12 protein-coding genes are annotated in these 12,614 nt (G+C 64.9%); 8 read left to right on the plus strand and 4 right to left on the minus strand.

Features of this window, described 5'->3' with window-relative positions:
- A complete protein-coding gene (gene mtgA, locus WC585_RS03700) occupies window positions 1-708 on the plus strand; it encodes a monofunctional biosynthetic peptidoglycan transglycosylase (protein WP_373256210.1) in 708 nt (235 codons plus the stop codon).
- Window positions 709-823: 115 nt separating this feature from the next.
- On the plus strand, window positions 824-2,824 hold the full coding sequence (locus tag WC585_RS03705; RefSeq protein ID WP_373256211.1) for a ubiquitin-activating E1 FCCH domain-containing protein: 2,001 nt from the start codon (window positions 824-826) through the stop codon (window positions 2,822-2,824).
- Window positions 2,825-2,867: 43 nt separating this feature from the next.
- Here WC585_RS03705 and WC585_RS03710 read toward each other — a convergent pair whose 3' ends face one another.
- Window positions 2,868-3,779 (minus strand): isopenicillin N synthase family dioxygenase, encoded by a 912-nt coding sequence (locus tag WC585_RS03710; RefSeq protein WP_373256785.1) that lies wholly within the window; start codon window positions 3,777-3,779, stop codon window positions 2,868-2,870.
- 243 nt (window positions 3,780-4,022) lie between these two features.
- Here WC585_RS03710 and WC585_RS03715 point away from each other — a divergent pair, with 243 nt between their 5' ends.
- Window positions 4,023-4,697, plus strand: a complete 675-nt coding sequence (locus WC585_RS03715) for an OmpA family protein (RefSeq protein WP_373256212.1) — start codon at window positions 4,023-4,025, stop codon at window positions 4,695-4,697.
- A gap of 52 nt (window positions 4,698-4,749) precedes the next feature.
- Here the strand turns inward: WC585_RS03715 and WC585_RS03720 are convergent, their stop codons facing one another.
- Both WC585_RS03720 and WC585_RS03725 read right to left on the minus strand, forming a co-directional pair.
- Complete coding sequence (locus WC585_RS03720; protein WP_373256213.1) at window positions 4,750-6,054, minus strand: UDP-glucose/GDP-mannose dehydrogenase family protein; 1,305 nt, start codon at window positions 6,052-6,054, stop codon at window positions 4,750-4,752.
- Between the two features lie 177 nt (window positions 6,055-6,231).
- Window positions 6,232-7,407 (minus strand): OmpA family protein, encoded by a 1,176-nt coding sequence (locus tag WC585_RS03725; protein WP_373256214.1) that lies wholly within the window; start codon window positions 7,405-7,407, stop codon window positions 6,232-6,234.
- Window positions 7,408-7,649: 242 nt separating this feature from the next.
- On the opposite strand from WC585_RS03725, the gene argB reads away from it, so the two are divergent.
- The 5 genes from argB (at window position 7,650) to WC585_RS03750 (ending at window position 11,189) form a co-directional block, all read left to right on the plus strand.
- Window positions 7,650-8,567, plus strand: a complete 918-nt coding sequence (gene argB / locus WC585_RS03730) for an acetylglutamate kinase (RefSeq protein ID WP_373256215.1) — start codon at window positions 7,650-7,652, stop codon at window positions 8,565-8,567.
- Window positions 8,564-9,238 carry a pyrimidine 5'-nucleotidase gene (locus WC585_RS03735; RefSeq protein WP_373256216.1) on the plus strand — a complete coding sequence of 225 codons (675 nt, stop codon included), beginning with the start codon at window positions 8,564-8,566 and terminating at the stop codon, window positions 9,236-9,238. The genes argB and WC585_RS03735 overlap by 4 nt, the downstream gene beginning before the upstream one ends.
- On the plus strand, window positions 9,235-10,095 hold the full coding sequence (dapD, locus tag WC585_RS03740) for a 2,3,4,5-tetrahydropyridine-2,6-dicarboxylate N-succinyltransferase (protein WP_373256217.1): 861 nt from the start codon (window positions 9,235-9,237) through the stop codon (window positions 10,093-10,095). The genes WC585_RS03735 and dapD overlap by 4 nt, the downstream gene beginning before the upstream one ends.
- A 91-nt stretch (window positions 10,096-10,186) precedes the next feature.
- Complete coding sequence (locus WC585_RS03745; RefSeq protein ID WP_373256218.1) at window positions 10,187-10,423, plus strand: hypothetical protein; 237 nt, start codon at window positions 10,187-10,189, stop codon at window positions 10,421-10,423.
- A gap of 76 nt (window positions 10,424-10,499) precedes the next feature.
- On the plus strand, window positions 10,500-11,189 hold the full coding sequence (locus tag WC585_RS03750; RefSeq protein ID WP_373256219.1) for a Crp/Fnr family transcriptional regulator: 690 nt from the start codon (window positions 10,500-10,502) through the stop codon (window positions 11,187-11,189).
- 6 nt (window positions 11,190-11,195) lie between these two features.
- Here the strand turns inward: WC585_RS03750 and WC585_RS03755 are convergent, their stop codons facing one another.
- Entirely contained in the window at window positions 11,196-12,422 is a 1,227-nt protein-coding gene (locus WC585_RS03755) for a PQQ-dependent sugar dehydrogenase (RefSeq protein ID WP_373256220.1), read from the minus strand.
- Between the last annotated feature and the right edge of the window lie 192 nt (window positions 12,423-12,614).

Raw genomic sequence — 12,614 nt, forward strand, 5'->3', positions numbered from 1 at the left:
ATGGCGGCATCCGATATCCCTCGCAGGCGACGACCGGTCCTGACCGCTCTCGGTCTGCTGGCTCTGCTCGGCGTCCTCAGCGTGGCCCTGCTGCGCGTCGTCCCGCCCCCCATGACCTTCCTGATGAGTTCGCGCGCGGTCTCGGGCTCGGGCCTCGACTACCGCTGGCGCTCGCTGGACAACATCTCGCCCGGTCTGGTCCAGGCCGTTATTGCCTCGGAGGACGCCGGCTTCTGCGGTCACTACGGCTTCGACATCGAAGCCATCGAGAAGGCCCTGCGGGACAATGCCCGCAACGAAGCCCGCGGCCGCGACCGCTTCCGTGGCGGCTCGACCATCAGCCAGCAGACCGCCAAGAACGTTTTCCTCTGGCCCGGCCGCGACTGGGTCCGGAAGGGGCTGGAGGCGGGCTATACGCTGATGATCGAGACCCTGTGGGGCAAGCGGCGCATCATGGAGGTCTATCTGAACGTCGCGGAATGGGCTCCGGGCGTCTATGGAGCCCAGGCTGCGGCCCGGCACTGGTTCGACAAGGATGCCGACGCCCTGACCAACCGCGAGGCCGCTCGCCTGGCGGCCATCCTGCCCTCCCCGCGCCGGTATCAGGCGGCGGCCCCCGGCCCCTATGTCCGCCGCCGCGCCTCGCGCATCCAGGCCGCCATGGGAACGGTCCGCAACGACGGTCTGGCCAGTTGCGTCCTCGACTGAGCGGTCGATGACCGCCGTTCGTTAACCTATGCCGTAGGCACCATTCTTAACCCGTTTGGGCGACCTTTCGGCGATTCATGGGCCAGCCGCGCCTGCGATTGACGAAGAGACGACCATGCCGATCCAACGCCAGATCCTGCGGGCGGGCCACGCCATTGCCGCTCTCCTGCGCGATGCTGCGAACGATGCGCGGGGCAATGTTGCCATGCTCTTTGGCCTGGCCTTGCCAGCCCTCGTTATGGTCGTGGTCGGCGGCATCGACATTAACCGCGTCTCCACCGCCAAGGTCGGTCTGCAGGATGCATTGGACGCCGCCACCCTGGCTGCCGCGCGATCGCCCTATACGGCCGCCGCCGATATTCAGCGCGTAGGCATGGATGCGTTGAAGGCGAACTTGGCGGCCTATCCTACGGTCAGCCTGATCGAGAGCGAGACCACCTTCGTTCTGGTCAATGAAGAGGTCGTGGTCGCCGACGCACGCGTCAACGTCCAGACCCTGGTCGCCAACATCGTCCTGCCGCCCTATGGCAAGTTTCTGGACGACGAACTGCCTGTCGGCGTCCATTCCGAGGTCAACCGCGCGACCAAGGACATCGAGGTGTCTCTGGTGCTTGATGTCACCGGCTCCATGGGGGGCAACCGCCTGAGAGATCTGAAAACCGCCGCCAAGGATCTGGTCGATCTGGTGGTTCAGGACCAGCAATCGATCAATCGCACACGCATGGCCCTGGTGCCCTATTCAATGGGCGTGAACCCGGGATCAGACTATATCGATCTCGTTCGAGGAACTCCGGTGGGCCCAACGTCCATCAGCGGAGCCTCGTGGATGAGCAGCGGCTGGTCCGCCAAGACCATCGGGAACGTCAGCAAGGCCAGCCCCGGCGTCATCACCTCCAACGGCCACGGCCTGTCCAACGGCGACTTCGTCTGGGTCAGCGGCGTAACACAGTCCAGTACGTCCGGCACCAACCTGACAACCCTGCTCAATAACAAGGCCTACCGGGTGGCCTCGGTGACTACGGACACCTTCACTCTGGAAAATTCCGGCACGTGGACGCCGGTCAACACCACCGGCACCAAGACCTACAACGCCAATAGCGGCTCGTTCCGCAAATGCCAGATATCGACCTGCGAGGTCGTGGTGACGTCGAACGCTCATGGTCTGGAGTCCGGTGACGACGTCAGCATTCGCGGCGTCAACGGCATGACCCAGATCAACAACAATCTGGACGACGGCCGGACCAGCACGACGGCCCAGACCAATCTGTTCACGACCGTGACCCGGCTTTCGCCCAACAGCTTTTCGCTGAACGGTCGGCTCGGGGCCAACGTCTCAAACTACAGTTCGGGCGGCACGGTGCAGTGTCTGGAACAGGGCTGCGACTTCTTCCTGTTCCAGAACCAGTCCAACAACCACTGGCGCATTCGCCCGATCGTCGATCCCAACACCGAGCGGTCGTGTGTCAGCGAACGCGTCGGAGCGCAGGCCTATACGGATGTTTCTGCCGCCTCCGCCCTTGTAGGCAGGGCTTATGCCTCGACGGACAATCCCTGCCTAGCTTCGACCATCCAGCCGCTGACGGACAACCGCAACACCTTGAAAAGCCAGATTGACGGCTATGCCGCCGCCGGCTCTACGGCCGGCCAGATTGGCGTAGGCTGGGGCTGGTACATGGTTTCGCCGACCTTCGGCTCCATCTTCCCATCGGCCAACCGCCCCGACCCCTATTCGACCGATGGCAAGCTGTTGAAGGTTGTGATCCTCATGACCGATGGCGAGTTCAATACGCCCTATTGCAACGGTGTCGTGTCGGGGGCGGTCTCGGGGAGCGGCTCGACGACCCAGCACATCAACTGTGCAGCGACCAACGGCAATCCCTTCGCCCAGGCCGTAACGATGTGCACCGCGATGAAGAGCCGCAACATCATCATCTACACCGTGGGCTTCGATATCGGCACCGGCACCGGCGGCGCAGGCGTCGACACCGCAAGGGAAGTCATGCAGCAGTGCGCAACGGACCCCAGCCACGTCTACCTGCCGCAGAACGGAAGTTCACTGCAGGATGCCTTCGGTGCGATCGGGCGCAGTATCAGCCAACTGCGCATCTCCCGCTGATGACCAGCAGGCCGGGACGATGCCCTCGTCCCGGCTTGCGCTGTCAGATCAGCCGGATTTCCTTCAGCCGTTCCATCAGGAAATCCTCGGCCATGATGGCTTTGCCGGCGTAGCGGTCCGGATTGCCAGGCGTCACGGTCGAGGGCAGGCTCTCGATCACGAAGTCCGGGTTGAAGTGCAGGAAAAAGGGCGTCGAATAGCGGGCATAGCTGGCCCGCTCCGGCGCGGGGTTGATCACCCGGTGGCTGGTCGACGGCAGGACGTGGTTGGTCAGCCTTTGCAGCATGTCACCGATGTTGACGACCAACGCGCCCGGCGGCGGCGCGATATCCAGCCACTGGCCGTCGGCATCCTTCAGCTGCAGACCTGCCTCCTCGGCTCCAAGCAACAGGGTGATGACATTGATGTCCTCATGCGCCCCGGCCCGCACGCCCGACGCCCCGGCCGGGACCGGCGGATAGTGCAGCATGCGCAGGATGGAGTTGCCCAACTGGACCTTGTCGGCAAAGAAGTCGTCGCCCAGGTCCATATAGCGGGCGATGGCCTTCAGGATCCTGGCCCCCAGTTGATCCATGGCCGTGAACATCCCGTACAGATGCTCGCGGAAACCCTCGACCTCGGTCGGCCAGACGTTGTCACGCATATACTGACGATAGGGATGGCCCTCAGGCAGTTCGCGCCCGACGTGCCAGAATTCCTTCAGATCGACCGCTGCCGCCCCCTTGGCCGCCTCGACGCCGAACGGGGTCAGACCGCGTGCACCGCCGGTTCCCGACTGATGGTACTGACGCTTGATCTCTTCGGGCAGGGCGAAGAAGGCCTTGGCATCGTCGATGGCCGCCTCGATCACAGCCTCGTCCAGACCGTGGTCCGCGATCACCGCAAAGCCATAGCGTTTGAACGATCCGCCCAGCTTGTCTGAGAACGCCTGAAAGTCAGTATCGTACAGGGTCATCGAAACCGGCTCGATACCGCGTGCTTCAGGGGTGGAGGCGGAACTTTGGTCGGTCGGTGTCGTCACGGCGGAAACCTTCTGGATCAGGGCTGCGATGTCCTTACGCCCTGAACCCTTCGATTGGCAAAGTCGGGGCGGCGTGACCAAACGCCCACATGGCGCGTTCATGGGCGGTACAGGCTGGAACCTTCACTGTACGGATCGCGTTCCAGCGCCAATCGTCTCCTTGAAAGGACAATCTCTATGCGCGCCAAACTTCTCATTTCTGCCGTCGCCATGTCGGCTCTCATGGCCACCGCCGCCTGCACCACCACCGATCCCTACAGCTCCACCCCGACGCGCAACAACACTGGCACCGGAGCCATCGCCGGTGCCTTGGGCGGGGCTCTGCTGGGTTATCTGACCAATACCTCGAACTCCGAAGAGGGCCGCAAGAACGCCCTGATCGGGGCCGGTATCGGTGCCTTGGGCGGCGCGGCCGTCGGCCAGTACATGGATCGCCAGCAACGCGCGCTGGAGGCCGAACTATCCGGTTCCGGCGTCGGAGTGGCGCGCCAGGGCGACAACCTTGTCCTGCGCATGCCGTCAGACGTGACCTTTGCTTCCAACCAGTCGGCCGTGAACTCCAGCTTCTACGCGACCCTGGATGACGTAGCGGGTGTCTTGCAGCGCTATGACCAGTCGACCATCGACATCGTCGGCCATGCCGATTCCGACGGAGCCGACGACTACAACCTGAACCTCTCGCGTCAGCGCGCTTCGTCGGTTGCTCGCTATCTGGTCGATCGCGGAGTGCTGGCCGACCGCTTCTATGTCGACGGTCGCGGCGAGAGCGAGCCGGTTGCTTCCAACGCCACGGAATCCGGCAAGGCCCAGAACCGCCGGGTTGAAATCCTGATCCGCCCGTTCCGCGGCTGATCCGGCACCAGCCGAAAAGATGAAGGCGGCTCCTTTGCAGGGGCCGCCTTTTCTATGCCCGCCCGATGGACGAATAGCGGAAGCCGCGAGCCCGCATGTCGTCAGGGCGATAAACGTTCCTCAGATCGACCATGACCGGCTGCTTCAGCAGCAGCTTGACCCGGTCAAGGTCCAGCGCGCGGAACTGATCCCATTCGGTCAGGATGACCACGGCGTCGGCCCCTTCGACCGCGTCATAGGGGCCGTCTCTGAACACCACCCCGTCCAGCATCTTTGAGGCCTCGTGCATGCCCTCGGGGTCGAAGGCCTGAACCGTTGCGCCGGCCGCCATCAGGGCCGGGGCCACATCCAGAGATGGGGCATCGCGCATGTCGTCCGTGTTCGGCTTGAACGTCAGGCCCAGCAGGGCGACCGTCTTCCCCCTCAGGTCACCGTCCAGCGCCTTGCTGACCCGCTCCGCCATCGCCTTTTTGCGATCGTCGTTGATGCTGACGGTCGTCTCGATCAGCCGTACGGGCGTGCCCGCATCCGTCGCCGTCCGCACCAGGGCCAGGGTGTCCTTGGGAAAGCACGACCCGCCATAGCCCGGGCCCGCGTGCAGGAATTTCGAGCCGATCCGCTTGTCCAGCCCGATGCCTCGCGCAACCTGCTGCACATCCGCCCCCACCGCCTCGCACAGATCGGCCATCTCGTTGATGAAGGTGATCTTCATGGCCAGGAAGGCGTTGGCCGCATATTTCGTGAGTTCCGACGTCCGCCGCCCCGTGAACAGGATCGGCGTCTCATTCAGGTTCAGCGGGCGGTACAGCTCGCGCATCACGCCTTGGGCCCGCTCGTCCTCGGTGCCGACCACGACCCGGTCAGGCCGCTTGAAGTCCTCGATCGCCGCGCCTTCCCGCAGGAACTCGGGATTGGACACGACGGCGAAGTCCGCATCGGGTCGGCGTTCGCGGATGATCCGTTCGATCTCGTCACCCGTACCGACGGGGACCGTCGACTTGGTTACCACGACCGTGAAACCCTCGATCAGGCCCGCGATTTCCTCGGCGGCGGCATAGACATAGGACAGGTCGGCGTGGCCGTCCCCCCGGCGCGACGGCGTGCCGACCGCGATGAAAACGGCGTCTGCAGCGCGAATGGCGTCGGCTCCATCGAGGGCAAACGACAGGCGGCCACCCCGCACATTGGAGGCGACCAGATCGTCCAGGCCCGGCTCGTAGATGGGGATCTCGCCTGCCTTCAGCCGCTCGATCTTGGAGACGTCCTTGTCGACGCAGGTCACCTCATGGCCGAAATCGGCGAAACAGGCCCCGGAGACCAGGCCGACATAGCCTGTGCCGATCATGGCGACGCGCATGGGAAATCCCTCTTTGACTAACTGCCGGGAATAGCGAGGCCGGTGGCTTTTGACCACCCGCGCCAAACGACACCGCCCGCCTTCGTTTCCGAAGGCGGGCGGCGGGTAGTTTCGTATCGACTGCCGGTCTAGCCGGGAGCCGGGGTCTGTCTTGCGACAGGCCCCGGTCCGTTTGGCTTAACGGAAGTTGATGCCGACGGTGGCGCGACGGTTCAGCGGCTCACGCACGCCGTCAGCCGTTGCACGGGCCAGGGCGGTTTCGCCCTTGCCGTCCAGCGAGATCACGCCGCCGTTGATGCCCTGGGCGACCAGAGCGTCACCCACGGTGCGGGCGCGGCGGTTGGACAGGCCGACGTTGTAGGCGGCCGAACCCGAGGTGTCGGCGTGACCGACGATCAGGACGCGCGTCGGACGACCAGACTTGGCGTAGTTGGCGGCTTGGGTCACGACCGATTGAGCTTCAGCCGTCAGGTCCGAGCGATCCCAGTCGAAGTAGACCACGAACTCGCGGTCAGCCGGGACGACCGGAGCCGGCGGCGGCGTGACCGGGCGCGGCGGCTGCGGTGCGGGCGGCAGAGGAGCCGGGGCGGGCGGCGGCACATAGGCCGGCTCGTCGGCACCGAAGGCGTAGCGCAGGCCCAGGGTCAGGGTGTGGCTGTTGTCGAAGTCACCGGCGAAGTTACCGATGTCCGAAGCGGCCGCAGACGTGAAGGTGTCGAACTCGACGTCCGTCATCAGGTAGCGGTAGGTCACGTCCAGGTTGGCGCGGTCGCTCATGCGGACGGCGAAGCCGGCCAGGGCCTGAGCAGCCAGTTCGGTGGAGCTGTCGTCAGCGCCGACGGCGACGGTGCGGTTGCCGCCCAGGGTGCCGACGAACTCGGTCGTGACGTTGGCGACACCGGCACCCAGGCCGACGAAGGGACGGAAGGCCCAGTCTTCGTTGCCGAAGTCATAGATCACATTGACCAGGGCCGTGGCGGTCTTGAAGCTGCCCTCGGGGTTTTCGCAAGCACCGGCGACGGGCGAGATGTTGCAGATGCCGGTCGGCAGACCTGCGCTGGGGTTGATCACGGTGCCGAACTCGTTCTCGGCGCGGTAGCCGCCTTCCAGTTCAACGCGCCAGTTGGGCGTGAAACGGTAGCCCAGGCGGGCGAAACCGGCCCAGTTGTCGTCGGTTTCAAAGTTCAGGACCGGACCGTTGGTCTGCGAAACCAGCTCCAGATCGTCCGAAATCGTGTGATAACCGGCGTCGATCGCACCGTACCAGCCGTTCGGCTCTGCCGAGGCCGTTCCGGCCGAAAGGGCGAGTGCGCCCGCGGCGCTTGTCGCCAGGATAAAAGTCTTAACGCGCATGGGGAAGTGCCCTCCGCAGCCCAAAATGAAGTCGTGGACAATCGACGGACCGCCACAGGACCGCTCATAACAGGCCGCAATGTCAAGGTCGAGCCGTCCCTACGGTATTGCGATGCGACGTGGCGCCCACGCTACATCATAGTTGCATCACCAATTCACGCAACCAACGCCCGATGACACCTACCGTTTGATAATGACATGGCCCCGGCTTGGCCTTAGTGACCCGACAGATGGACGAGACGATGCGCCAATCCGAAGACCGCGGCTGGGACACCGCCAAGACCCTGGCCGAGGCCCTGCCCTACATCCAGGTCTATGATCGCAAGATCGTGGTCATCAAATACGGCGGCCACGCCATGGGCGAGAGCACCGTGGCCAAACAGTTTGCGGCCGATGTGGTTCTGCTGAAGCTGATGGGCGTCAATCCCGTCGTCGTCCACGGCGGCGGGCCTCAAATCAGCGCCATGCTGGACAAGGCGGGCGTGAAGTCCAGCTTCGTCGACGGCCTGCGCGTCACCGATCCCGCTACGATGGAGGTGGCCGAGATGGTCCTGTCCGGCGCGGTCAACAAGGAGATCGCCCACTGGATCACCATGGCCGGCAAGGAGGCAGACGTGCGCGGCGTCGGCCTGTCGGGCAAGGACGCCGGGCTGCTGACGGTCGAGAAGACCAAACGCACCCAGCGCGACCCCGACAGCATGATCGAGCACGAGGTCGATCTGGGCTATGTTGGCGAGCCTACGAAGGTGGACCCCAAGCTGATCGCAGGCCTGATCGCATCGGAGACAGAGGACTGGGTGCCCGTCATCGCCCCGATCGGTGTGGCCGAGGACGGTCAGACCTACAATGTGAATGCCGACACGGTAGCCGGGGCCCTGGCCGGATCGTTGAATGCCAAACGCATGCTGCTGCTGACCGATGTGCCCGGCGTGCGCGGCGCGGACGGCGAGATCATCCGCCAGATGACGGTAGGCGAGGCGTCGAAGCTGATCGAAGACGGCGTCGCGACGGGCGGCATGATCCCCAAGCTGCAAACGGCCATGGCCGCCGTGCGCGCCGGGGTCGAGGCCGTGGTCATCCTGGATGGTCGCCGGCCGCACGCCATGCTGGTCGAGCTGTTCACCGAGCACGGTGCCGGCACCCTGGTGAAAGCCGGATGAGCCGTCCCGTCGGCGCTGGACTGGATCATGTCCGCCACTGGGTGTTCGACATGGACGACACCCTTTATCCGCGCGAACAGGGACTGATGTCGCTCGTTCAGGCCCGCATCAATGCCTTTGTGGTCGAGGCCGTGGGCATGGCACCGGATGAGGCGGCCGTGCTGCAACGCCAGTTTCTGGACGAGCACGGCACCACCCTGGCTGGCTTGATGGCCAGCTACACCATCGACGCCGACCGCTTCCTGCATGAGGTTCACGACGTGCCTTTGGATGGGCTGGAGCCCGATCCGCGTCTGGCGGATCAACTGAAGGCCCTGCCGGGGCGGTGCTATGTCTTCACCAACGGCGCGCGAGAGTATGCGCATCGGGTGCTGGCCCATCTGGGCATAGCCGACTGTTTCGAGGGGGTCTTCGCCATCGAGGACGCGGAGTTGACGCCCAAGCCCGCGCCCTCGACGTTTCGCAAAATGCTGGACCGGTTCGGTATCGATCCGCACCGGGCGGCCTTCTTCGAGGACACGCCGCGCAATCTGGAACCGGCCAAGATTCTGGGCATGGCGACGATCCTGATCGGGGACGGCCACGGCAAGCCACTGGGCGACCACATCGACTATAAAGCCCCCGACCTGCATGATTTTCTATCCGACCTGAGCTTCAAGGACGCCGCATGACCGCCCACGCCGATCTGGAAACCGTCATCGAACAGGCCTGGGAAGACCGGGCCGACATTTCCACCGCCACGCATGGGGATGTCCGCAAGGCGGTCGAACAGGCCTTGGCCCTACTGGATTCAGGCCAGGCGCGCGTCGCCTCGCGGGGCGAAGACGGCGTCTGGACGACACATCAGTGGCTGAAGAAGGCGGTGCTTCTGTCCTTCCGGCTGAATCCCAACGTCCGCATGGGTGCGCACGTCGGAGCGACCATGGGCCAGATCGATCCGACACCCGGCCCCTACTGGGACAAGGTGCCGGTCAAATGGGCCAACTGGACCGAGGCCCAGTTCGAGGGTGCAGGCTTCCGCGCCGTGCCAGGGGCCGTGGCCCGTCAGGGGGCTTTCATCGGCCGCAACGTCGTGCTGATGCCCAGCTTCGTGAACATCGGGGCCTATGTGGACGAGGGCTCCATGGTGGATGCCTGGGCCACCGTCGGGTCCTGCGCCCAGATCGGAAAGAACGTCCATCTGTCGGGCGGTGCGGGCATTGGCGGCGTGCTGGAGCCCCTGCAGGCCAATCCGACCATCATCGAGGACGGCTGCTTCATTGGCGCGCGCGCCGAGGTGGCCGAGGGCGTCATCGTGCGCGAGGGCGCGGTCCTTGCCATGGGCGTCTATCTGTCGGCCTCGACCAAGATTGTGGACAGGGCGACCGGCGAAGTCTTCCGCGGCGAGGTCCCGGCCTACAGCGTGGTGGTGCCTGGCGCGATGCCCGATCCGAACGGGGGTCCATCCTTGTATTGCGCTGTCATCGTCAAGCGCGTTGATGCCCAGACTCGCGCCAAGACCGGCGTCAACGAACTGTTGCGGGACTGAAGCGGGAACACCGTCTGGCCGCAAAGTGGCCAATCCGACAGACGATACCGGCAGGCAGCGCTAGAGATGCCCCTCAAGCGAGGGGGCTCCCATGCGCATCTACCAATTCCATTTCTTCGACCCGCGCGGCAATGTCCCGGCGCTGGATCTGGCCGAATACGAAGATGACGGCGCGGCCAGCCGCTCCGCGATGAAGCGACTGGATGAACATGCCAGTTGCCAAGGCGTGGAGCTGTACGAAGGCGATCGCCTTGTCCTGCGTGTCGAACGTGCGGGCGGCACGAAGCGTCCGAATACGTTCGTCCACGACCAGGCCCTCACGGCCTGAGAACCATCCTGACACGTCGTTTCGCCTAAGTCGGTTTCCGGCGGACGAACCGTCAGCCATCCCCTATCGGGCGAACATGCATCAAGCCTTGCCGTCGAATGCCCTGCTCGCCGCCCTTTCCCCCGAAGACCGCGAGGCCCTGACCGGGGCGGCCACCCTCTTTCCCTTTCAGGTCGGTTACGTCTTTGTCGAGGCCGGTGAGCCGGTCACGCACGTCTATCTGATCCGGCGCGGAATCGTCTCTGCTGTCGCCGCCATGGCGGACGGCCGGACGGTCGAGGTCTTCATGGTCGGGCGCGAAGGGATCACTCACCCGGCCGCGAGTGCGGCTCCGGTTCGCACCTATTCCCGCCACGCAGCACAGGCCGATGGAGAGGCCTGGAAGATCGAGGTCGGTCGGCTGCGACAGTTGTGCCAGGCACGTCCGGCGATCCAGTCCGCTATCCTGTCCTACGCCTCGACGCTTCAGTCCGAACTGGAGCAGTCGGCGGCCTGCAACGCGCTGCACCGGGCAGAGCAGCGGTTCGCCAAATGGCTGCTGCGCTGTCACGACCGGATCGACGGCGACACACTGAACCTGACCCAAGAATATCTGGCGGCCATGCTGGGATCGCAGCGCACCACGGTGAACGAGGCGGCACAGGCCCTGCAAAAGACCGGGGCCATCACCTATTCCCGGGGCAAAATCACTATCATCGACCGGGCCATGCTCGAGCGGACAGCCTGCGAATGCTACAATGGACGCACCGCAGAGCCGCCGCTCTGAACGTATCTAGTTCGCGGTCGCGAGCCGGACCAGCTTGCCGTTCTGCTCGTCGGTAATGGCCCAAACGGCACCGTCGGAGCCGACTGCAACGTCGCGGACCCGCTCGCCCAGGTCGGTCAGCAGGCGCTCTTCGCCGACGACGCGGTTATTCTCCAGCACCAGCCGGGCGATCTGCTTGTCCTTCAGGCCGGCGACCAGAAGATTGCCGTTCCAGCCTGGGAACATGGCCCCTTGGTACAGGGTCATGCCGCCCGGCGCGATGACCGGATCCCAGTAGTAGACGGGCTGTTCGGTGCCGTCCTTGGCCGTGTTCCCGGCATTGATCGGACCCCCGCGGTATTCAACGCCGTAGGCCGCATCAGGCCAGCCGTAGTTTTTGCCGGCCTGATCCAGATTGATCTCGTCGCCGCCGCGCGTGCCGTGTTCGACGGTCCAGACGTCACCGTTGGCGGCGATGGCGATGCCCTGGACGTTGCGGTGACCCAGGCTCCAGATCTCCGGCAAGGCTCCGTCCTGTCCGACATAGGGATTGTCCTGCGGCACGGTCCCGTCGGCATTGATGCGGATGGTCTTGCCCATGTGCGAGCCGAGGTCCTGGGCCTGGGGCCGCATCGGTGCATCGGACCGCTCACCCAGGGTGATGAACAGATGGCCATCGGGCGCGAAGGCCAGCGAAGAGCCGAAATGCTTGTCGCCGTCATAGACCGGCAGGGCGCGGAAGATGACCTGGGCGTTCTCCACGCTTGACCCATCATCCGACAGGCGGCCGCGCGCAACCGAGGTCGCATTGCCGCCGGTGCGGGCCTCGGAATAGCTCCAGTAGATCATGCGATCCTGACCGAACGTCGGGCCGATCACGACGTCCAGAAGGCCACCCTGACCGCGCGCATCCACGGCGGGCAGGCCAGTAATAGGCTCGCCGACCACACCCTCAGCGGTGATGATGCGCAGACGGCCCGGCTTCTCCGTCACCAGCCAGCGCCCGTCCGGCAGCATGGCCAGGCCCCAGGGGTGCTCCAGCCCCGAGGCGACGACGGTGTGGGCCAGGGCGGCCTCGGTGCGCACGGCCGGGGCGCGGGTCTGCTCGGGGAAGGCCGGGGTCTGGTTCGGCGCATTGGCCGGGCGGGTTTCAAGAGGGCCGCCGGTGGCAGAGGGCGCATCCTGGCCATTGGCGCCACAAGCGGCGGCCAGCGTCAGGGAAGAAACAGTGGCTGCGAGGGCGATCAGGCGCATGGAAGTACTCCGGCAGTCAGGACGGGGATCGGGATTTGTCAAACAACGGTAGCGGCACCTTCGCCGTTCCGCGAGAGGATGATCGTACGATGCGACCGATCGCCTCTGGTCACGGCAACACCACGGCACCTTGAAACCGCCCGCGCCCGCCTATATAGGCACGCCTCTTCCGGCGGACAGACCAGTTCCCGT

This window comes from Brevundimonas sp. (assembly GCF_041648055.1).
In the GTDB taxonomy this organism is placed as follows: domain Bacteria; phylum Pseudomonadota; class Alphaproteobacteria; order Caulobacterales; family Caulobacteraceae; genus Brevundimonas.

Bases quoted from the DNA above. Each gene is read 5' to 3' on its own strand.
- mtgA (WP_373256210.1), top strand. From the start codon at position 1: ATGGCGGCATCCGATATCCCTCGCAGGCGACGACCGGTCCTGACCGCT.
- WC585_RS03705 (WP_373256211.1), top strand. From the start codon at position 824: ATGCCGATCCAACGCCAGATCCTGCGGGCGGGCCACGCCATTGCCGCT.
- WC585_RS03710 (WP_373256785.1), bottom strand. From the start codon at position 3,779: ATGACCCTGTACGATACTGACTTTCAGGCGTTCTCAGACAAGCTGGGC.
- WC585_RS03715 (WP_373256212.1), top strand. From the start codon at position 4,023: ATGCGCGCCAAACTTCTCATTTCTGCCGTCGCCATGTCGGCTCTCATG.
- WC585_RS03720 (WP_373256213.1), bottom strand. From the start codon at position 6,054: ATGCGCGTCGCCATGATCGGCACAGGCTATGTCGGCCTGGTCTCCGGG.
- WC585_RS03725 (WP_373256214.1), bottom strand. From the start codon at position 7,407: ATGCGCGTTAAGACTTTTATCCTGGCGACAAGCGCCGCGGGCGCACTC.
- argB (WP_373256215.1), top strand. From the start codon at position 7,650: ATGCGCCAATCCGAAGACCGCGGCTGGGACACCGCCAAGACCCTGGCC.
- WC585_RS03735 (WP_373256216.1), top strand. From the start codon at position 8,564: ATGAGCCGTCCCGTCGGCGCTGGACTGGATCATGTCCGCCACTGGGTG.
- dapD (WP_373256217.1), top strand. From the start codon at position 9,235: ATGACCGCCCACGCCGATCTGGAAACCGTCATCGAACAGGCCTGGGAA.
- WC585_RS03745 (WP_373256218.1), top strand. From the start codon at position 10,187: ATGCGCATCTACCAATTCCATTTCTTCGACCCGCGCGGCAATGTCCCG.
- WC585_RS03750 (WP_373256219.1), top strand. From the start codon at position 10,500: ATGCATCAAGCCTTGCCGTCGAATGCCCTGCTCGCCGCCCTTTCCCCC.
- WC585_RS03755 (WP_373256220.1), bottom strand. From the start codon at position 12,422: ATGCGCCTGATCGCCCTCGCAGCCACTGTTTCTTCCCTGACGCTGGCC.